Origin of the sequence: Megasphaera indica (assembly GCF_046614755.1) — a bacterium.
Classification (GTDB): domain Bacteria; phylum Bacillota; class Negativicutes; order Veillonellales; family Megasphaeraceae; genus Megasphaera; species Megasphaera intestinihominis.
This window is the reverse complement of sequence record NZ_JBKKJR010000025.1, coordinates 14,313-34,572: the sequence shown is the minus strand read 5'-3', so window position 1 is coordinate 34,572 and position 20,260 is coordinate 14,313. Positions and strand designations below refer to the sequence as shown.

General features: G+C 53.9%; 13 protein-coding genes, 6 tRNA genes, 1 pseudogene and 1 other annotated feature. Of the genes and pseudogenes, 8 read left to right on the top strand and 12 right to left on the bottom strand.

The features are described 5' to 3' along the window. Positions 1-113: 113 nt before the first annotated feature. Entirely contained in the window at positions 114-542 is a 429-nt protein-coding gene (locus tag ACFCTO_RS10890) for a hypothetical protein (RefSeq protein WP_020309843.1), read from the top strand. A gap of 206 nt (positions 543-748) precedes the next feature. Here the strand turns inward: ACFCTO_RS10890 and pta are convergent, their stop codons facing one another. The 10 genes from pta to ACFCTO_RS10840 form a co-directional block, all read right to left on the bottom strand. After that, a complete protein-coding gene (gene pta / locus ACFCTO_RS10885; RefSeq protein ID WP_020309844.1) occupies positions 749-1,783 on the bottom strand; it encodes a phosphate acetyltransferase in 1,035 nt (344 codons plus the stop codon). Between the two features lie 483 nt (positions 1,784-2,266). Further along, a tRNA-Val gene (locus tag ACFCTO_RS10880) sits at positions 2,267-2,342 on the bottom strand. A 7-nt stretch (positions 2,343-2,349) separates the two neighbouring features. After that, positions 2,350-2,425, bottom strand: a tRNA-Glu gene (locus tag ACFCTO_RS10875). Between the two features lie 14 nt (positions 2,426-2,439). Next, positions 2,440-2,515: transfer RNA gene (locus ACFCTO_RS10870), tRNA-Lys, on the bottom strand. 5 nt (positions 2,516-2,520) lie between these two features. Further along, positions 2,521-2,595 (bottom strand) — tRNA-Gln (locus ACFCTO_RS10865). A gap of 3 nt (positions 2,596-2,598) precedes the next feature. Continuing rightward, positions 2,599-2,674, bottom strand: a tRNA-Asn gene (locus tag ACFCTO_RS10860). 21 nt (positions 2,675-2,695) lie between these two features. Further along, a tRNA-Gly gene (locus ACFCTO_RS10855) sits at positions 2,696-2,770 on the bottom strand. Positions 2,771-3,011: 241 nt separating this feature from the next. Further along, on the bottom strand, positions 3,012-3,878 hold the full coding sequence (gene larC, locus ACFCTO_RS10850) for a nickel pincer cofactor biosynthesis protein LarC (RefSeq protein WP_292300248.1): 867 nt from the start codon (positions 3,876-3,878) through the stop codon (positions 3,012-3,014). Between the two features lie 12 nt (positions 3,879-3,890). After that, a complete protein-coding gene (locus ACFCTO_RS10845; RefSeq protein ID WP_020309587.1) occupies positions 3,891-4,892 on the bottom strand; it encodes a nicotinate-nucleotide--dimethylbenzimidazole phosphoribosyltransferase in 1,002 nt (333 codons plus the stop codon). A gap of 245 nt (positions 4,893-5,137) precedes the next feature. Continuing rightward, positions 5,138-6,235 carry an iron-containing alcohol dehydrogenase family protein gene (locus ACFCTO_RS10840; protein ID WP_296820941.1) on the bottom strand — a complete coding sequence of 366 codons (1,098 nt, stop codon included), beginning with the start codon at positions 6,233-6,235 and terminating at the stop codon, positions 5,138-5,140. Positions 6,236-6,678: 443 nt separating this feature from the next. Between ACFCTO_RS10840 and ACFCTO_RS10835 the strand changes: the two genes are divergently transcribed. From ACFCTO_RS10835 to ACFCTO_RS10805, 7 genes are all read left to right on the top strand, one after another. Continuing rightward, positions 6,679-8,556, top strand: a complete 1,878-nt coding sequence (locus tag ACFCTO_RS10835; RefSeq protein ID WP_444321027.1) for a carbon starvation CstA family protein — start codon at positions 6,679-6,681, stop codon at positions 8,554-8,556. 472 nt (positions 8,557-9,028) lie between these two features. Then, a complete protein-coding gene (locus tag ACFCTO_RS10830; protein ID WP_337466104.1) occupies positions 9,029-10,906 on the top strand; it encodes a carbon starvation CstA family protein in 1,878 nt (625 codons plus the stop codon). Between the two features lie 257 nt (positions 10,907-11,163). Continuing rightward, positions 11,164-11,405, top strand: a binding site (T-box leader). Between the two features lie 102 nt (positions 11,406-11,507). Further along, positions 11,508-12,518, top strand: a complete 1,011-nt coding sequence (gene ilvC, locus ACFCTO_RS10825; protein ID WP_292261458.1) for a ketol-acid reductoisomerase — start codon at positions 11,508-11,510, stop codon at positions 12,516-12,518. Between the two features lie 111 nt (positions 12,519-12,629). Beyond that, positions 12,630-14,327: a biosynthetic-type acetolactate synthase large subunit gene (ilvB, locus tag ACFCTO_RS10820; RefSeq protein ID WP_481325433.1), complete on the top strand. Its 1,698-nt coding sequence runs from the start codon at positions 12,630-12,632 to the stop codon at positions 14,325-14,327. Continuing rightward, positions 14,327-14,830, top strand: coding sequence for an acetolactate synthase small subunit (gene ilvN, locus ACFCTO_RS10815; RefSeq protein WP_020311428.1), 504 nt, complete (start codon positions 14,327-14,329; stop codon positions 14,828-14,830). The genes ilvB and ilvN overlap by 1 nt, the downstream gene beginning before the upstream one ends. 360 nt (positions 14,831-15,190) lie before the next feature. After that, positions 15,191-16,507 (top strand): hypothetical protein, encoded by a 1,317-nt coding sequence (locus tag ACFCTO_RS10810; RefSeq protein ID WP_499876868.1) that lies wholly within the window; start codon positions 15,191-15,193, stop codon positions 16,505-16,507. Positions 16,508-16,526: 19 nt separating this feature from the next. Beyond that, complete coding sequence (locus ACFCTO_RS10805; protein ID WP_499876867.1) at positions 16,527-17,882, top strand: sensor histidine kinase; 1,356 nt, start codon at positions 16,527-16,529, stop codon at positions 17,880-17,882. Here ACFCTO_RS10805 and ACFCTO_RS10800 read toward each other — a convergent pair. Continuing rightward, positions 17,879-18,778, bottom strand: coding sequence for a radical SAM protein (locus ACFCTO_RS10800; RefSeq protein ID WP_292261692.1), 900 nt, complete (start codon positions 18,776-18,778; stop codon positions 17,879-17,881). The genes ACFCTO_RS10805 and ACFCTO_RS10800 overlap by 4 nt on opposite strands. 13 nt (positions 18,779-18,791) lie before the next feature. Continuing rightward, a pseudogene (locus ACFCTO_RS10795) lies at positions 18,792-20,186 on the bottom strand (FAD-binding oxidoreductase). Positions 20,187-20,260: the final 74 nt, after the last annotated feature.

The following is a 20,260-nucleotide window of genomic DNA, read 5'->3' as shown; positions in this document are numbered from 1 at the left end:
ATGACTATGAAAAATTATATGCAAACTACAAGAAAAAGGCAGCTTTGATTGCTGGATAACTGATTGATAGAAACCTCAATTTAATTTGTACTCAAACTTGACATAGGACCATTATGTCTCGTCGTAACCGCCCGGCTGTCCCTGATGACTCCAGCCGGGATTTAAAACGCCAGGAAGGGATTTTCCTCAGCACTTTTGCCCTCATGGTCCTCTTTCTCGTATCCTTATACCTTCCCCTTCCCGTGGCTGTCCCCATCGTACTGGCCGTCGTCCTCGTCGCCTGGACTGTCGCCATGTACGTCAAATTCCATGACTTCTACAAGATGCGCGACCGTGGCCAGCGGACGTGGTGTGTCACCATTTCCATGTACGCCAGCCTCATCCTGACCCTGGCCTGTGCCTGGTATTTTACCAAAGACGCCCCTCTGACGGATGAATATGCCCTGGTCTTCCTCTTCGGCTTCATGTTCTTCACGTACATGGTCTACCGCACCCTGAGCCCGACTATGGTCGTCGGCAACCGCCGTATCAGGTATAAGTAAAAAAAGCGCTGTCCCATAAAGACAGCGCCTTTTTTAGTGATTAGCAGTTAGTGGCTAGGGGTTAGTCAATGACAAACCCCTTTTGAGTTGTAGGGGCGACCACGTGGGGCGCCCGCTCTGGAATATATATGGTAGGTCGTTCATCGTTGATTGCATAGGATTAAAAATATCAACCTATCACGATGAACTACGAACGAACTACGAAATTACTGCTGAGCACGTTCTTTTTTGTAGAGGTCAGCTGTGATGGCATCGGAGCAGCATACAGCAACGACGTCAGCAACGTCTTCAGACGAGCAGCCACGGGACAAGTCGAGGATAGGTTTATCCAAGCCCTGGACCAAGGGGCCAAGAGCCGTTGCGTTAGCGAAACGCTGAACCATCTTGTAGCCAATGTTAGCAGCATCGAGGTTCGGGAAGATGAGGACGTTAGCGTGGCCGGCAACTTTGGAGCCCGGTGCTTTGTGTTCGCCAACTTCCGGTACGAGAGCAGCATCAGCCTGGAGTTCGCCGTCGAAGTCGAAGTCGACGTTGCGTTCTTTCAGGATTTCAACAGCATGGCGTACGTTGTCGACGGATTCGCCAGCGCCAGAACCTTTGGTGGAGTAAGAAAGGAAAGCGACTTTCGGGTTGAGGATCTGGACCGTGCGGCGAGCGCGTTCTACACAGATGCAAGCGATATCAGCGAGCTGTTCCGACGTCGGATTGGGGATAACGCCGCAGTCACCGAGTACGAGGATACCGTTATCGCCATACTGCGGAGTATTGGTCAAGAGAATGAAAGCGGAAGATACGGTCTTGTTGCCAGGACGGGGGCCGATGACCTGAAGGCCTGCGCGGATAACTTCAGCAGAAGTCGTAGCAGCACCGGATACGCAGCCGTCAGCTTCACCGAGAGCAACGAGGCCAGCTGCGAAGAAGGTGTAGTTGTTGAGCATGATTTCACGAGCTTTTTCCAGGGTCATGCCTTTCTTTTCACGACGTTTTGCGAAGTAAGCGCAAAGTTCGTCCATACGATAGTAAGTTTCAGGGTCGACGACTTCGACACCGGTGAGATCGATCTGGAATTTAGCAGCATCTTTTTTGATCTGTTCCAGTTTACCTACGAGAACGATTTTAGCAAAACCATCAGCCAAAACGCGTTCAGCAGCTTTCAATACACGACGGCTGTTCGTTTCCGGAAGGACGATTTTTTTCTGTGCTTTGGAAACGCGGGCTTTCAAATCTTCTGTAAATCTCATTTGGGTACCACTCCTTGTAAGTTCTTAGAAATTAGTAGGAATATGTCCTTATGCTAAAGAAAATATCCCATCGCTACCATTCATTATAATACAAAATTTATAGGAATCAAACATATTATTACGCATATATAAAATGAGCAGAAGAAATAGACTATACCGATTGCGCAACCCAAAGGCCAATGTGATACGTATTTTATATCGTTCATTGCAGGGGACGCCCTTTGAGCGTCCCGCCGCAGGTCGCAGTTCGCAGTTCGCAGGCCGCGGACCGTGGCGGCAAATCACTCGTCATGGGTAGAACCCTTCAGACGCCTGCGGCGCCAGCTCCCCTTCACATGGGAGCCACTAGCCACTTTTACTTTATAGTTTGTAGTACAGAGTTTGTAGTTTGTAGAAGAGGGCCTTAAATTTAAGAGCCGTCGCTAAAAACTACAAACTTAATACTCAAAAGGTCCTGTCGCATAACGACAGGACCTTTTGTTTTGGTGGGCGATAACAGGATCGAACTGCTGACATCCTGCTTGTAAGGCAGGCGCTCTCCCAGCTGAGCTAATCGCCCATGATTGTGGTGACCCCTACGGGATTTGAACCCATGTTCTCGCCGTGAAAGGGCGATGTCTTAGACCGCTTGACCAAGGGGCCACGTATGTGGAATGTGGTGATCCACCCGAGATTCGAACTCGGGACACCCTGATTAAAAGTCAGGTGCTCTGCCAACTGAGCTAGTGGATCATGATTGGCAGGGGTAGTAGGATTCGAACCTACGAATGACGGAGTCAGAGTCCGTTGCCTTACCGCTTGGCGACACCCCTGTATGGCTCCTCAAGTAGGACTCGAACCTACGACAAATCGGTTAACAGCCGATTGCTCTACCAACTGAGCTATTGAGGAACAATAGCTTCCCGAAGGAAATGGAGCGGAAAACGAGACTCGAACTCGCGACCCCCACCTTGGCAAGGTGATGCTCTACCACTGAGCTACTTCCGCATGACGACTTTCTAAGTATATCACATCGGGATCGATATGTCAACGCTGTATTCCGGCGGGCCGTTGTGCCCGTCACAGTGCTTAATTATAATACCATGACGTATGAGATTTGTCAAGAAAAAAAATTACCGGCTGCATATGCGGCCGGTAATTTTTTTCTGTAGGGGACGCCCAAAGGGCGTCCCGCCTGATTCCGATATCATGGCGGGCAGCCCTTTGGGACGGCCCTACGATTTACGGCCTACGATATTTCCCCTGCCTGTCCGATGAAGCCGCGGACGACGTTGGGGATAGTCAGGTCTTTCGTTCCAGCCCCGTAGGCCACGGTGTCGTAGACGAAATCCTTCGGGCGGACGCCGGCATGCGCCAGGACTTTGACCAGGGCGGCGCCGGTCGGCGTGACCAGTTCGCCTTTGATATCCGTCGCATACCAGGGAATCCCGGCCAGGAGTTCGGCCGTCGCCGGTGCCGGGACGGGCATGATGCCGTGAGCGCAGCGGACAAAGCCGCTGCCGGCATGGAGCGGCGACGTGGCGATCTGTTCGATGCCCAAGTATTTCAGGCACCAGACCGTACCGACGATATCCAGGATACAGTCGATGGCGCCGACTTCATGAAAGTGTATCTCGTCGGCGGGGACGCCATGCACCTTGGCTTCGGCTTCTGCCAGGGCCTGGAATACGGCCAGGCTCTTGGCCTTGATATCGTCCTCGATAGGTGCACCTTCGATGATCTTGGTAATTTCCGGAAGGCCCCGGTGCTGATGGTGATGATGATGGCCCGTCATATCGACGAGATGGCCCTGGCCGGCCAACTCTTCCCCATGATGCGCGTGGTGTTCATGGTGTTCGTGTCCCTGTTCATGGTCGTGATGCTCATGATGGTCGTGAGCCCCGTGGTCATGACGTTCTGCATCGAGGAGGACATTATAATAGATAGACTGGATGCCCAGCTTGTTGACGCTGTGGCACACCAAGTCATAGCCCGTCAGGTTCAGCGAGGCCATGGCCTGTTTAAAGGCTTCAAAGGGGACACCGGCCTGGATGAGCATGCCGATGAACATATTGCCGCTGATACCGGAAAAGCAATCGAGGTATAAGGTTTTCATGGAAATCGCTCCTTATTTTAAATTTTCATTCATCATCTGTACCGATGCATCGAGCATGGTCAGGCCCATAGCCGAGCCCATGCCCTGGTCGAGGTTCTGGTCCAGTTCGACGAAGGGCTTGAGGCCCAGTTTCTTCATCTGCATCTGATGGACCGGTTCCAGATAGCGCGCCGAAGCGCAGACGTAATCGTCAATCGTCGGGCATAAGGCGCGGGCAATGAGGACGGCAGAGCCGGTGACGGCGTTGTCAAAGATGACGAGCAGCTTGCGCTGGGCTGCCGACAGGATGAAGCCGACCATGGCGGCAATGTCCGGAGCCCCGGCACGGCGCAGGAGGTCCAGGGGATCTGACGCATGAAAGTGGTGCTGGTCGATGACTTCCTTCAATTTCTCTAATTTCTGACCGGACTTCATGTGCTCCGGCAGTTCTTCCAGCTGGTCCCGGAAAAAGACAGCTGTCAATATGAAAGCCGTCAGCAGTCCCCGTTCGCCGAGGTTCCCCAGACCTACAGCCGTATAGCCTTCATCGGCCAGGTTCTGGCCGATCTGCAGGCCGCTGAAGAGGGCATCCATCATTTCATCTTCGCTCATGGCATCCTGGCGGGCCCAGAAATGGCTGCCGTGCATGACTTTCAGATTCTGTACGCCCTGCGATTCCGGGATATCTTCTTCCAGTCCCATGTCGAGGAGCATGACGCCGGCACCGATGCGGTGGGCCACCTTATTGATAGGCCCCCGGCCAGTGGCGATTTCCAGGGCGTCAGCCTTGCTGTTCTTGCCCTTGGTCTTATTTTCCCCGCCATCGACGGCATGGTCAGCTGCAAAGACGACGACGGCTTTCTGCAATTTTTCCGGATGCAGCGTCCCCTGTACACCGGCAATGCGGCCTGCCAGATAGGACAACTTGCTGTCCTGGCGTATGGTCAGACTGGCCAGGCGCTGATAGCACTCTGCCGTTTTTGCCAAATCCATCGGTTCGATGGCACTGATGACTTGTTCTAATACTTGGTCCATAATCCCCTCCGTGAAAGATTCGAAAAGGGCTTGTCGCAAGACGACAAGCCCTTTTCAGTTGTTAGCAGTTAGTGGTTAGCAGTTAGCAGATGGATATTTTCTGTCAAAGATACCCTCTGTACTACAAATCATTGTCTTGTATAAAATTCATTATACACGAAAAAGCCAGTTATCGCTACATCATGACGTTCATCGTAGTTCGTTCATCGTTCATCGAAGCACTTCGACCAACGGCCTTCAAGGTATTATAACGAACGGCCGAATTCGTCGGTATCCATGATGGCTTTTTTGAAAGCTTCTTTGGTCAGCGGTTCGGGGACGCAGGTCCATTCGGTCAGGGCCGGAGCAGCATCAACGATGGAATCGACTTCGTCGGCTTTGATATCGAGGTCAGCCAGGGTCGTCGGGTAATGGCACTTCTTATAGAGGGCCGCTACCTGGTCGCGCAGTTCAAACTGTTTGTCATAGGTCAGCAGGACCAAAACGCCGAAGGAAACAGTTTCGCCATGGAGATGGCCTTCGACGACTTGCGGCAGGACCGTCGACGCGTTATAGAACATGTGAGCCAGGGACGAATTGTAGTAGTAGTCGCCGCCGCCCGTCGTACAGTTGGAAACGAGGCCCGTGCTGATGATGATATCCAGGACGACCTGCTGCAGGGCATAGGTGATCTTCTTGGCCTTGAAATCTTCCAGGGCCTGTTCACCATACTGCAAGAGCGGCGCCGTGCAGGCTTTGCCGATGGCCCGGCCCAGGAGGACCGTATGGAAGTGTTCCGCTGTACGGCTGGCCAATTCCGATTCACATTCTTTACTCATAGCATCGCCTATGCCGGCCCAGAAGAACTTGAAAGGCGAGTCGGCAATGATGGCCATATTGATGAAGGTATGGACCGGCGGCTGGTCGAGATAGTAGTAGCCGGCAAAGGATTTATCGGCTTTGTACATGACAGCCAAGGCCGTCGACGGAGCACAGTTGGAAGCCAGCGTCGGGAAAGCGAACAAGGCCTTGCCAGCCCGGTCAGCGACGACTTTACAGGTATCGATGGCACGGCCGCCGCCGACGGCGAAGACCAGGTCAGCATCCTGGACGGCCTGTTCACGGAGCAGGCGGTCGACGTGTTCATACGTCGCATCGTCGCCGTACCAGAGTACGCCGAGGACTTCCAGGTCCGTCTTGGCGATAGCATCGAGCAAGGGCTGTTTGGCCTTGGACAGGGCCGTCTTGCCGCCGATGATGACAACTTTTTTGCCGAAATGACGGGTAATCTTGCCGATAGCATCATAAGCGTGGACACCGATGGTAAAAGCCGGCAGAACCAGGGTATAGTCAGTTTGAGACATGATAAAAACCTCCTGTAATAATGGAAAAAGATAAGTTCAAAAGCTATAGTCATTATAGCATTGTCCACTAGCCGTGGCTAGGATAAAAGGTTTAACTTTTTCATTCGCAATATTCGCAATACCTATGAAAAATTGCTATGTTGATATTCGTTTATATGACTTTTAGTAATTATATCATTTATTTAGTATGCAAATTAAATGTTTCATACTATATATAGTATGAAAACGTTTACTATAACAAAACATAATTTGAGAATAGACCCAGGGTTATAGCCCACCCATATGCTATGCCCAGTGTACATCTTGCAATTCAGGAAAAGTGCTCTATAATAAGGGAGCGTGATGTAGTGTACACCATTTCCAAGCGTTGTACGTTGGTATCATTTTGTTTCATACGGAAAGGGTTGCACGCATACTATTTTATCAAAGGAGGTTCTTTTTGTATGAACGGTTTGTATCTCGTTATTATTTCAGCATTAGTGTTCGTACTGGCTTACCGTTTTTACGGCGCTTTCATCGCCGCAAAAGTCTTGACGCTGAACCAGTACAAAGTCACACCGGCATTCCGCTTTGAAGACGGTCATGACTACGTACCGACCAACAAGTACGTCGTCTTCGGCCATCACTTCGCAGCCATCGCTGGTGCGGGCCCGCTCGTCGGCCCGGTCATCGCCGCCCAGTTCGGTTATCTGCCCGGCGCTTTATGGATTCTCATCGGTGGGGTTCTCGCCGGTGCTGTCCATGACATGGTCATCCTCTTCTGCTCCATGCGTTACGATGGCAAGTCCATCGCCGAAATCGCAAAAGCACAGATTGGCCAGAAGACAGGCGTAGCTACTTCTTTCGCCGTCCTCTTCCTGAATATCCTCTGCATGGCTGGCATGGCCGTCGTTATCGCCAATGCCCTGGCAAACAGCCCGTGGGGTACTTTCACCATCGGCATGACCATTCCTATCGCTATCTTCATCGGCATCTACATGCAGTTCCTGCGCCCTGGCAAGATCAAAGAAGGCACCATCATCGGCGTCATCCTCACCTTGCTGGCCGTCGTCGCTGGCCCGGCAGTCCAGGCTTCTCCGATCCTGGCTCCGCTCTTCACGATCAGCCACAACGGTATCTGCATTGCCCTTATCGTCTACGGTTTCATCGCAGCTGCCCTTCCGGTATGGCTGCTCCTGGCTCCGCGTGATTACCTCTCGACGTACATGAAAATCGGTACTATCGGTGCCCTGGCTCTCGGCATCCTCATCGTAGGCCCGCAGATCCAGATGCCGGCAACGACGCAGTTCTGCGCTGGCGGCGGCCCGGTCATCACCGGTGCAGTCCTTCCGTACATCTTCGTTACTATCGCCTGCGGTGCTATTTCTGGTTTCCATTCCATGATTTCCACCGGCACGACGCCGAAGATGCTCATGAACGAACGCTCCATCCTGCCTGTCGGCTATGGTGCTATGGTTACTGAATCCTTCGTCGCTATGATGGCTCTGATTGCAGCCTGCGCCCTCGTACCGAACGATTACTTCGCTATCAACTCCTCGGCTGCACACTTCCAGGCTCTGGGCATCCAGGTTGTCGACCTGCCGCACCTGAACGAAATGGTCGGTGAAAACGTCGCTCATCGTCCGGGCGGTGCTGTTTCCCTGGCTGTCGGCATGGCTTACATCTTCTCGAACCTGCCTGGCCTCGACCACCTCATGAACTACTGGTATCACTTCTGCATTATGTTTGAAGCTTTGTTCATCATGACCATCATCGATGCTGGTACTCGTGTCGGCCGTTACATGCTCCAGGAACTCGTCGGCCACGTATGGCCGAAATTCGGTGACCCGAACTGGAAACCGGGTGCCATCCTCGCATCGGCTTTGATCTGCGCAGCATGGGGTTACCTCGTACTGAACGGCAACTTGTCCACGATTTGGCCGATTTTCGGTGTATCCAACCAGCTGTTGGCCATCATCGCCCTCTCCATTTCGTCGGTTGTCATCTGCTCCATGGGCAAAGCCCGTTACCTCTGGGTTACCGGCCTGCCTTGGATTTTCCTGGTCGTCATGATTTTCTGGGCCGACTTCCTGAACATCTTCGAAATCTACCTGCCGAAGGGTGAATGGACGATGTTCACAGTCTCCATCATCATGGCCGTCCTGGTCATCATCGTAGCTATCGGTGCTATCCGTAGATGCATCTACCTGGCTAAGACCGTACCGGCCAGCTATGATACGACAGAAACTGTCGAAGCAGAAGAACTCAAACATCTCCAGGAACTCGTTAAGACGGATAAAGCCGCTCAGCGTTTCCAGGAATTAACCATTGCTCATCACTAAGAGCGAGTAAAAAAAGGCTTGTCGCACATGCGGCAAGCCTTTTTTCTGTAGGGGCGACCACGTGGGGCGCCCGTTTACGCAAATCGGTTCATGGATATTCTACATATCCCCAGCGGGCTCGCCACGTGCGAGCCCCTACAGGCACGAATCACGAGCCACTGTCAATAATGCACAAAGTGCATTGTTGACCATTGATAATATACTCAAAATTCTCTTTGCGCAAAGGAAATGCCTATTTTATAACGTTTTATTATTTTTATTATGAACTTATATCATACTGTTTTTGTAATCTTTACTATAAGTAACTTGAATTTTTCTCTCCTTTAGCCTATAGTAAGTGTATAAGTACAGTGTATACTTTATTTCTCGTGCGATACATAATTCATATTACACCAATTAGAAATAAGTATAGCTCCGGATCCGTGGGAAGTAGAGTATCCTACACACAATTTCATAAAGGAGGGATTGTTTTATGAATGGTTTGTATTTAGTCATTATCTCTGCATTAGTATTTGTACTAGCTTACCGTTTCTATGGCGCCTTCATTGCCGCCAAAGTCTTGACGGTCAATCAGTACAAGGTCACGCCGGCCTTCCGCTTTGAAGACGGCCACGACTACGTGCCTACCAACAAGTACGTCGTCTTTGGCCATCACTTCGCCGCTATCGCCGGTGCCGGCCCGCTCGTAGGCCCGGTCATTGCCGCTCAGTTCGGTTATCTGCCCGGTGCCTTGTGGATCCTCATCGGCGGCGTCCTCGCCGGTGCTGTCCACGACATGGTCATCCTCTTCTGCTCCATGCGTTACGATGGCAAATCCATCGCTGAGATCGCAAAAGCCCAGATTGGTGACAAGACTGGTCTGGCTACGTCCTTCGCCGTCCTGTTCCTCAACATCCTGGCTATGGCCGGCATGGCCGTCGTCATCGTCAACGCCCTGCACGACAGCCCGTGGGGTACGTTCACCATCGGCATGACCATTCCTATTGCTATTTTCATCGGTATTTATATGCAGTTCCTGCGCCCTGGCCGCATTAAAGAAGGCACCATCATCGGCGTCGCCCTGACCTTGCTAGCCGTCGTCCTCGGCCCGGCCGTCCAGGCATCGCCTACCTTGGCTCCGCTCTTTACCATCAGCGCCAAAGGTATTTCCATCGCCCTTATCATCTACGGCTTCGTAGCCGCTGCCCTTCCGGTATGGCTGCTCCTGGCACCGCGTGATTACCTCTCGACGTACATGAAGATCGGGACCATCGGCGCCCTGGCCATCGGCATCATCATCGTCGGCCCGACCGTCCAGATGCCGGCTATCACCCAGTTCTGCGCCGGCGGCGGCCCGGTCATCACCGGTCCGGTCCTGCCGTACATCTTCATCACCATCGCCTGTGGTGCTATCTCCGGCTTCCACTGCATGATCTCTACGGGCACGACGCCGAAGATGCTCATGAACGAACGCTCTATCCTGCCCGTCGGCTACGGCGCTATGCTGACCGAATCCTTCGTCGGCATGATGGCTTTGATTGCAGCCTGCTCGCTCGTACCGAATGACTACTTCGCCATCAACTCGTCGGCCGAACATTTCCAGGCTCTGGGCATCCAGGTCGTCGACCTGCCCCAGCTGAACGCCATGGTCGGCGAAAACGTCGCCCATCGTCCGGGCGGTGCTGTTTCCCTGGCTGTCGGCATGGCTTTCATCTTCTCCAACATCCCCGGCCTCGACCACCTCATGAATTACTGGTATCACTTCTGCATCATGTTTGAAGCGCTCTTCATCATGACCATCATCGATGCCGGTACCCGTGTCGGCCGTTACATGCTTCAGGAACTCATCGGCCGCGTATGGCCGAAGTTCGGCGATCCCCACTGGCTGCCCGGCGCTATCATCGCTTCGGCTCTGATCTCCGGTGCATGGGGTTACATCGTCCTCCAGGGGAACTTGTCCACTATCTGGCCTATCTTCGGTGTATCCAACCAGCTGCTGGCCATCATCACCCTGGCCATCTCGACGGTTGTCATCTGTGCTATGGGTAAAGCCCGCTTCGCCTGGGTCACGGTTATCCCCTGGGTCTTCCTGACCGTCGTCATCTTCTGGGCCGATTACCTCAACATGTTCAACATCTATCTGCCCAAACAAGAATGGCTCCTGTTCACCGTTTCGGCCATCATGGCTCTCCTGGTCATCATCGTCAGTATCTCCTCGATCAGAAGATGCCTGTACCTGGCTAAGACCGTACCGCCCAGCTACGATACGACAGAAACTGTAGAAGCCGAAGAATTGAAACACCTGGAAGAACTCATCAAGACCGACCCGGTCGCCAAACGCTTCAAAGAACTTACAGTTGATCATCATTAGAAAAAAGAGGCTTGTCGCACAGCGGCAAGCCTTTTTAGGTTGTTCGTGGTTCGTGGCTAGGGGCTAGGGGCTAGGGGCTAGGGGCTAGGGGCTGACTGCTGACTGCTAATCCCTAACTGCTAAAACGTCTCACCTAATCATTTAACGTTTAACCCTGTTTTATTTTAAAAATTTATGGAAAAACATCTTGACATAGACCAGCAAATTGCGTACAATGTGTTCAAGCTTCAGGAAACAAACCGTGAAGCGAAATATTCGTAAATCTAATGACGAGAGAAAGTAGTCTGCACCATTGCTTTTCAGAGAGCTGGCGGCCGGTGCGAGCCAGTACGATGATATGGATGAAGCTCCTCTCCGAAGATCGACGCTGAATTTCATTAGGCGCCGACGGCATTTCACCGTTACCAGAAACGCGTATGTTGGTACGTTGTAGAGAGTCCGGCTGCAGCAATGCACCGGGAATCAGGGTGGTATCGCGGAATTATACTCCGTCCCTTACAGAAGGGGCGGAGTTTTTTTGTTGGCCTCTTTTGACAAATCTCTAAATCCCAACGATAAAAACGATAAAATTCTTATTTTATTATAAAGGAGATATGTTATCATGGCGAAAGTATTTTATGATCAGGATGTAAACTGGGATGTAATGAAAGGCAAAAAAGTCGCAATCATCGGTTATGGCAGTCAGGGCCACGCCCATGCGTTGAACCTCAAGGACAGCGGCATCGACGTCGTCGTCGGCTTGTATGAAGGCAGCAAATCCATCGCCAAAGCCCAGGCAGCCGGCCTTGAAGTTAAATCCGTTCCTGAAGCCGTTAAAGAAGCCGATATCACGATGATCTTGATTCCGGACGAAAAACAGGCTGACGTCTACGCAAAAGAAATCGCTCCCAACTTGAAAGACGGCAGCGCCCTCGCTTTCGCCCACGGCTTCAACGTTCACTTCAAACAAATCGTTCCTCCTTCGACAGTCGACGTCTTCATGGTCGCTCCGAAAGGTCCGGGCCACCTCGTCCGTCGTACTTTCACTGAAGGCGGCGGCGTTCCTGACGTATTCGCAGTCGAACAGGACGCTACAGGCAAAGCTTTCGACATCGCATTGGCCTATGCCCGCGGCATCGGCGGTACCCGTGCCGGCGTCATCCAGACGACCTTCCAGGAAGAAACGGAAACAGACCTCTTCGGCGAACAGGCAGTCCTCTGCGGCGGCATCTGCCAGTTGATCACCAACGGTTTTGAAACCCTTTGCGAAGCTGGTTATCAGCCGGAAATCGCTTACTTTGAAACCTTCCATGAAATGAAGTTGATCGTCGACCTCATGTACGAAGGCGGCATGGCTAAAATGCGTAAATCCATCAGCGACACGGCAGAATATGGCGATTACACCGCTGGCCCGCGCGTCATTTCCCAGGATTCCAAGAAAGCCATGAAAGCCGTCCTCGATGACATCCAGACCGGTGCTTTCGCTAAAGATTGGCTCCTCGAAAACAAAGCCGGCGGCCGCGCTCACTTCCTCGCTATGCGCCGTCAGCACGCTGAACATCCGATTGAAAAAGTCGGCGCTAAACTCCGCGACATGATGCCGTGGCTCCACAACAACGACCAGAACGACTAAGTAAGATCCGTTCATCGAAGGCCGTTCGTCGTTCATCGAAAAGGACAATGAATGGCCGCTTCGATGAACGAACTACGACAAACGATGAACGATATTAAGAGGTGAATGATGATGAAAATGACAGGTGCAAGGGCAGTGCTGGAATGTTTGAAACGGGAAGGCGTCGACGTCGTCTTCGGCTATCCCGGAGGGGCTATCCTGCCACTATACGAAGAAATGTATAAAGACAACTTCCGGCACATCCTTACCGGTCATGAACAAGGAGCGGTCCACGCTGCCGACGGCTACGCCCGCGTTACCGGCCGGCCCGGCGTCTGCATCGCCACGTCCGGACCAGGGGTATGCAACATGGTTACGGGCATTGCTACGGCCAACATGGACTCTATCCCCATGGTCATCATCAGCGGACAGGTCCCGACGGGCCTCATCGGCCGCGATTCCTTCCAGGAAGCCGATATTTCCGGCATTACGTCGCCCATTACCAAGCACAACTACCTGGTAAAGAACGCCGCTTCTATCCCGCGCGTCCTAAAAGAAGCCTTTTACATCGCATCGACAGGCCGGCCCGGTCCAGTCCTGATCGATATTGCCAAAGACGCCCTGGAAGCGGAAATCTATTTCCAATATCCCGATAAAGTCCATCTGCCGGGCTACGTCATCGAAACAACTGGACAAGCTTATGACATCGACCGGGCTGTCGCCATGATCCAGCACAGCCAGAAACCGGTCTTCCTCGTCGGCGGCGGTGTCATCCTGTCGGAAACGACGAAGTATCTCGAAGACATCGTCAATACGACGAAGATTCCCGTCGTCACGACACTCATGGGCAAAGGAGCCATCCCCGATTCTCACGAACTCCATCTCGGTATGGGCGGGATGCACGGCTCTTATGCATCGAACAAAGCCATCTCAGGCTGCGATCTGCTCATCGCCTTAGGGGCCCGTTTCGACGAACGCCTGACCAGCCGAGCCGATACGTTTGCTCCCAATGCACAGATCATCCATTTTGAAATCGATGATGTCGAAATCGACAAGATCATCGACATCGACTTAGGCATCAAAGGGGACCTGCGCTGGTCCCTGCCCATTTTCGCCAAGAAGCTGAAAGAAGGCGCCTTCGATTACGGAGCCGCCTTTGCCGATTGGCGTCATGAGGTCCTGGCCATGAAGAAAAGCCACCCCTTCGCGACGCCGCCGCGTCCAGGCTGCATTTCACCCCAGTCAATCTTCGCCGCCGTCCGGGACATCACCCGGGACGACGATACCGTAGCCATTACCGACGTCGGTCAGCATCAGATGTGGGCAGCTCAATTCTTCACGACGGATGAGCCGAAACACTTCATTTCTTCCGGTGGTCTGGGCACGATGGGCTTCGGCCTGCCGGCTGCCCTCGGTGCCAAAGTGGCCTGTCCCGAAAAAACAGTCGTCGTCTTTTCCGGCGACGGCAGTATCCTCATGAACTGTCAGGAATTCGCGACCTTGTCGGAATACGGCATCGACGTGAAAGTCATCGTCTTGCACAACGATACGCTGGGAATGATCGTCCAGCTCCAGGATTTCTTCTATAACCACCATTATTCACAATGCACTTTGAATAAGCGCAAAAACCTGCCCATGCTGGCCGAATCGCTGGGCGTCAAAGGATACGCCATTGAAAAACAGGACGATTTAATCCCCGTCCTGAAAGAGGCCTTTGCCCATAAAGGGCCGGCCCTGGTCGATATCCGCATCTCGCCGGAAGAACGGGTATACCCGACAGTTCCCGGCGGCAAAGCATTGAGTGACATGATTTTAGGAGGTGACGCCTGATGAGAAAACAGCATCTGGCTATTTTGTCCGATAATAAACCGGGCGTATTGACACATATTGCCGGCCTGATCAGCCGCAAGGCCATCAACATCGAATCGTTGACCGTCGGTTATACGGAAGAACCGGATGTGTCGCGCTTCAATATCGTCATCAGCATCGAAGACGATAAAGAATTGAAGCAGACCATCAGCCAGCTGGCCAAGCTCATCGACGTCATCAAGATCATCAACCTCGATGAAGCGCCCTTCATCAGCTACGAACTGGCCATGATCAAGGTCCGCTACGACACGCCGCAAGTCCGCGACGAGCTGGCCAGCCTGGCCAACCTGTTCCACGCCAAAGTCGTCGATGTCAACTTGAATTCGCTCATCCTCCGCGTTACAGGACGCGAAGACCACGTCAATGCCCTCATCAAGGTATTGTCGCCATATGAAATATTAGAAATCGCCCGGACCGGGACCATTTCCCTCTCACGAGGACTCGTACCGGTCAAGGCGATGTAGAAAAGGGCTTGTCGCATAGCGACAAGCCCTTTTAAGTTGTTAGGGGCTAGGGGTTAGGGGTTAGCAGATGGCAAAAACCTTCGTGCGACAGTCCCTTTTTTCTGTAGGGGCGCCCACGTGGGGCGCCCGTCCACGCAAATCGACCACGGGATTCTTACATATGCCCGGCGGGCTCGCCCTCTACAGTGGTCCGTTTCAGCAACCGTCCTGCCATTCCTTGTAGTCATGGCCTGACGGGCTGAAAAGGCACGTGCGAGCCCCTACAAATTATAATGCACCTTATCAGAAACATCCATGTGCCAGCCACATAAATATGCTATAATAAGGTATCTTGTATTTGATAGAAAGGGAGTGATATGCATGTCAGCTACAGTCTTGACGACGGCTTGCTTTTTGCTGTCTATCTTACCTCCGACATGTATACAGTACCTCGCTTTCCGGCAGATTTTACAGGAGCCGCAGAGGACCCGCGTGCGGCGCAGTTACCTGGTCATTTTCCTCATAGAAATCGTCCTCTTCATGGCTATCTTTCAGTTCGGCTGGCTGGAGTTCCGCTTCTTGTCCTATAAGAAGCTGCTCATGGCCTACTGGATTCCCTATGTCCTGGCTTTTTCCCTGATTTCCCGCCCTTATGCCTATCAGAACCTCTTCGTCGCCGGTATGCAGGGCATCTACACGACGACCGTCCATACACTGTCGATAACCCTGGTCTTGCTCTTCGTCCCGCGCAGCGTTTTCTTTACCTATCTGCCCATCCATCTGGTGCTGTATACAGCCCTGTACGTTCTCTTTTCCCCACTGCTGCTGGTCTTCTTCGACCGCATCTTTCTGAAATACCGCTCGCTCCCATTGCTGGCCTTTTGGAAATACTGCGCCTGGCTGCCCATCCTGCTGAGCATGTACTCCGGTTTCTTATCCCTCGAAGACGGCCCGCTGGCCCATGACTATTTCCTTCCCCGCATCTTCCACGCCCTGTCGGGCATCTTCATCGCTCTCATCATGTACATGGGCACCAAACTCATTGCCCAGCAGGTCGACTTACAGCGTCGGAATCATCTCCTGGCCGCCCAGATGGATGCCCTGAGCAACTATACGAGCCTCTTGCAGGACGCCCAGAAACGCATGTCCATCTTCCGCCACGACAGCCGTCACCAGCTGCGCCTGCTCTCAGAACTCATCGGCCAGTATGACGACAAAGCCACCCTGGCCTTCTTGAAGACCATCGACACAGAACTTTCCCAGACACAGCTGCAGCAGTGGACCAAGAACCAAGCCATCAACACGGCCATCACACCGGGCCTGGAAAGACTGAAACAGGACGGCGTATCCATCATGGCCGACCTGCCTTCCCCCCCGTCCCTGCCCTTTGAAATCGCCTTGGGCGACATCCTGGCCAAAGCCATTGCCATGTCGGCCCAGGCCCTCCAGTCCCTGCCGAAAGACCAGCGCCTGCTCATCATCGGGACGACGCCCATACACGGCGGCCTGCTGGTCTTCATCAAACATGCCGTATCACCGGACATCCCGGACGACAAAAACGACCTCCTCCAGGAAGCGCCCTATGCCCAGTTCGTTCCGGACCTGAATCAGTTCTCCCGGCTCTACGAGGCGACCTTCCGCTATGACCTCCACAACCACCTGGCCAGCCTGTACTTGACGATTCCCTATCAGTCTTGATTGGAAGTGATACTCAGCCATGCTTTACAACATCGTGACCGTTTTCCTGATGACGACGGCCCTCATGCCGCCAGCTATCCTCCAGTACTATGCCTTCGAGCCCTTGCTGAAGCATCGGCAGAAAGTCCTCGTCCTGGGTGGATATGCCGTCCTGTACCTCATGGAACTCATCTTTTTCCTCTATATGTTCATCTGGGGTCCCTGGGAACACAGCTTCATCTTATATAAAAAAATCTTTGTCATCGCCTGGATCCCCCATTTTCTCTGGGCCGTCGCAACAATCCGGCCTTATTTATTCCACCATCTCTACGTCTTTTCCATCCGCGCAGCCTGTACGATCTTCGTCCACACCCTGATGGCCCTGATCCTGCTGGCCATCTTCCATGGCGACAGCTCCCGGCCGGCCCTGTCGGCAGCCATCTATCCGGCCCAATGGCTGTTCTATATCGTCTGCTACATGGCCCTCATGCCCATGCTGCGCCGTTATTTCAATGAAGTCTTCGTGAAATACCGTCATCTGACGACGCATCACTATTGGAAATACATCAGCATGCTGCCGCTCTTCCTGCTGCTGGACATGTACTTCATCATGGCCAGTTCGGACGTCCTCATCATGGACCGGATGCTCCTGCCCCGCAGTATCCTGCTCCTGGCTTTGCTCATCATCGCCCAGAGCATCCGCACGGGCCTCCGCCAAACCGATCAGACCCTGAAGATGTACGAACGGACAGAAAATATGACAGCCCAAATCGAAGCCAGCTACGATTATACCCATTCCCTGCTGGAGTCACAGAACCAGATGAAGGCCATATATAAAAAACGCAAGGCCTACCTGGACGAACTGGAACAACTCATCGTGTCCCATCGTTCCCAAGAAGCCTTGCAGCTCATCGAGGAAATCGGTGCCGAGCTGAATCAGACCAAGCGCAAACAGTATTGTCAGAATCCCCTGGTCAACGCCGCCTTGTCGACGTATCTGGCCAAAGCCGAAGCCCTACACATGCCCATTACGGTCAAAGCCGTCATCCCCAAGGAAAATACAGCTCTCAGCTCCGACCTGGCCATCGTCTTGTCCAACCTCATCGAAAATACCATCCATGCCAGCGAAAAGCAGCCCGGAAGCCATCGCGCCCTGTCCCTGCTGACCATCTGCCAGGGCGACATCCTCAGCATCCTGGTCAAGAACCGCTTCGACGGGACCGTAGCCCTCGATGAAGACGGCCTGCCGACGACAAAGGTCAAGGGCCATGGCATCGGCATGAAATCGCTGAGCCGCTTCCGCGACACCTATGACGCCAGCGTCCTCTGCACCTGTGAAGACGGCTGGTTCTCTACGTACATCCGCGTCCCCTGGGGCGAGAGCAGCCCGTCTTAGACGACGCCTGTACCGTCGAAGGCCGGGATGAAGGCGTCGCTGGCACTGCCTTTTTCCTGGACGAAGCCGTCTTCGATGCCGCTGTCGAAGAGGTACTGTTCGGCTTCATCGTACTCTTCGTCCGACAAGGGCCGGTCGATTTCGGGGTATTCCCCGGCCCGGCCGCAGGGTACATACTGGCGCATCAAACTGAATAAGACCTGGCCGTCATCGAAGTGGTCCCGCACCCAGTCGATGACGGCTTTCGTATTGTCTACGCAGCCCGGCAGGATGAGGTGGCGGATGACGACGCCCTTCCGCAGGATGCCGTCGTCGTCCATTTCATAAGGGCCGACCTGGTCGTACATGCGCAGGATGGCCGCCGTGGCGACTTGCGGATAGTCTTCGGCAGCACTGTAGCGCTTGGCCAATTTCGGGTCGAGGTATTTCAAATCGGGCAGATAGATCTGCACTTTGCCCTTGAAATCGTCAATCGTCTCCTGCGATTCATAGCCGCCGCAGTTGTAGACGACCGGTACCGGCAGGGGGTCGGCCAGACTCGCCAAGATGGCCTGTTTATACGGCGTCGGCGTGACCAGGTTGATGTTGTGCGCCCCCTGGGCGATGAGCCGGCCGTAAAGCTCCCGCAGCTTGTCCACCGTAATGGGCACGCCTGTCCCGCCCATGGAAATGGTGGCATTCTGGCAGAAACAGCAGCGCAGGTTGCAGCCCGTGAAAAAGACGGCGCCAGAGCCGTGGCTGCCGCTGATACAGGGTTCTTCCCACTGGTGCAGGGCCGCCCGGGCTACGACGGGCTGGAGCGGACTGTGGCAAAAGCCGGGCATCTTTTTTTCATCCCAAAAGGCCGCGCGGACGACGCCGCAGCGGCGGGGACAGTCATTACAATAGGTTTCCATAGTTTTCTATACCTCAGTCAAAAATTTTTCCGGGATTCAGGATATTCTTCGGGTCCCAGGCCTGCTTCACAGCCTTCATCAAGGACAGTTCCACCGGATCCGTATACTTGGCGAACAGGGCCTTGCGGGCCTGACCGATACCGTGTTCCCCGGAAATGGCACCACCCAGCTCATAAGCTGCCTGGCAGGCCTTATCTTCAAAGGCGGCGACTTTCTGCTTTTCATCCCCTTCATCGGCGAAGCCCTTGCGCAGGACATCGAGATGGATATTGCCGTCGCCGGCGTGGCTGACACCGCGGAAGACGACGCCCAGCGCCTGTCCCAAATCCCGTAAGCGTTCCATGAAGGGCAGGAGCCGGTCCGGCGGGACGACGAAGTCTTCCATGGCCGCCACGGGGCAGTCCGCAGCCGACGCTTCCGTAAAGGCCTTGCGGGCCTTCCAGACTTTATCGGCGTCGGCCATGAAGACATCGACAGCTCCCAGGCGGCGGCAGACTTCATCGACAGCAACGCAGTCGTCATCGAGCGTTTCGTCCCGCGAGCTGTCGAGCTGGATAATCATATAGGCGCCGCCGGCCGGGCAGGGCTATTTTTCTTTGAGCCAGTCCTGGACGACGGAAATGACGTCATAGTCCATGAATTCCAAGCACGTCGGCGTAATACCTGCCTTGGGCAGGGCCGTGACCAGGGCCAGGGCCGTTTCCGGCGACGGAAAGACGGCCAGGACGTGGGCCGTCGCCCTGGGCAGGGGTACGAGCTTCAAAGTCAGCTCCGTAATGATGCCCAGCGTCCCTTCGGAACCGATGACGATTTTTTCCAGGGGATAACCGGCCGTCATCTTGTGCAGGCGCTTGCCGAGATGGGCGATCTGCCCGGTCGGCGTGACGACTTCGATGGCGTAGATCTGATCCCGCGTCGTCCCGTACTTGACGGCCCGGTTGCCGCCGGCATTGGTCGCGCCATTGCCGCCGATACAGCAGCAGTCGCCGCTGCAGGGGTCGCCGGCATAGAGGAGGCCGCGCTTGCGGGCTTCTTCCTGTATCCGCGCCGTAATGACGCCGGCTTGGACGACCATGTACATGGCGTCTTCATTGATTTCTACGATACGGTCCATCCGTTCCGTACTGACTACGATGCCGCCGCGGCTATCGGCCACGGCTCCGCCTTCCAGGCCGGTCCCGGTCCCCCTGGGGATGACCGGGATGACGGCGTCATTGGCCAGGCGGACGACAGCCGCCAATTCTTCGGCCGACGCCGGCAGGACGACGACGTCGGGCAGACAGGCTGGCCCGGTCCCTTCGTCTTGTCCATAGGGAATCTTTTTATCCCGGTCCGTCCAGACATATTTAGCGCCGACGATGGCTTCGAGGTCCGCGACGACGGCCGGGGTTACGTGATTATACTCCATAATGACTTCCTTCTCAGGCTTCCTGCCCGAAGATAAATTTTAAATAACTTTCCTGAAACTGGCGATATTTCCGC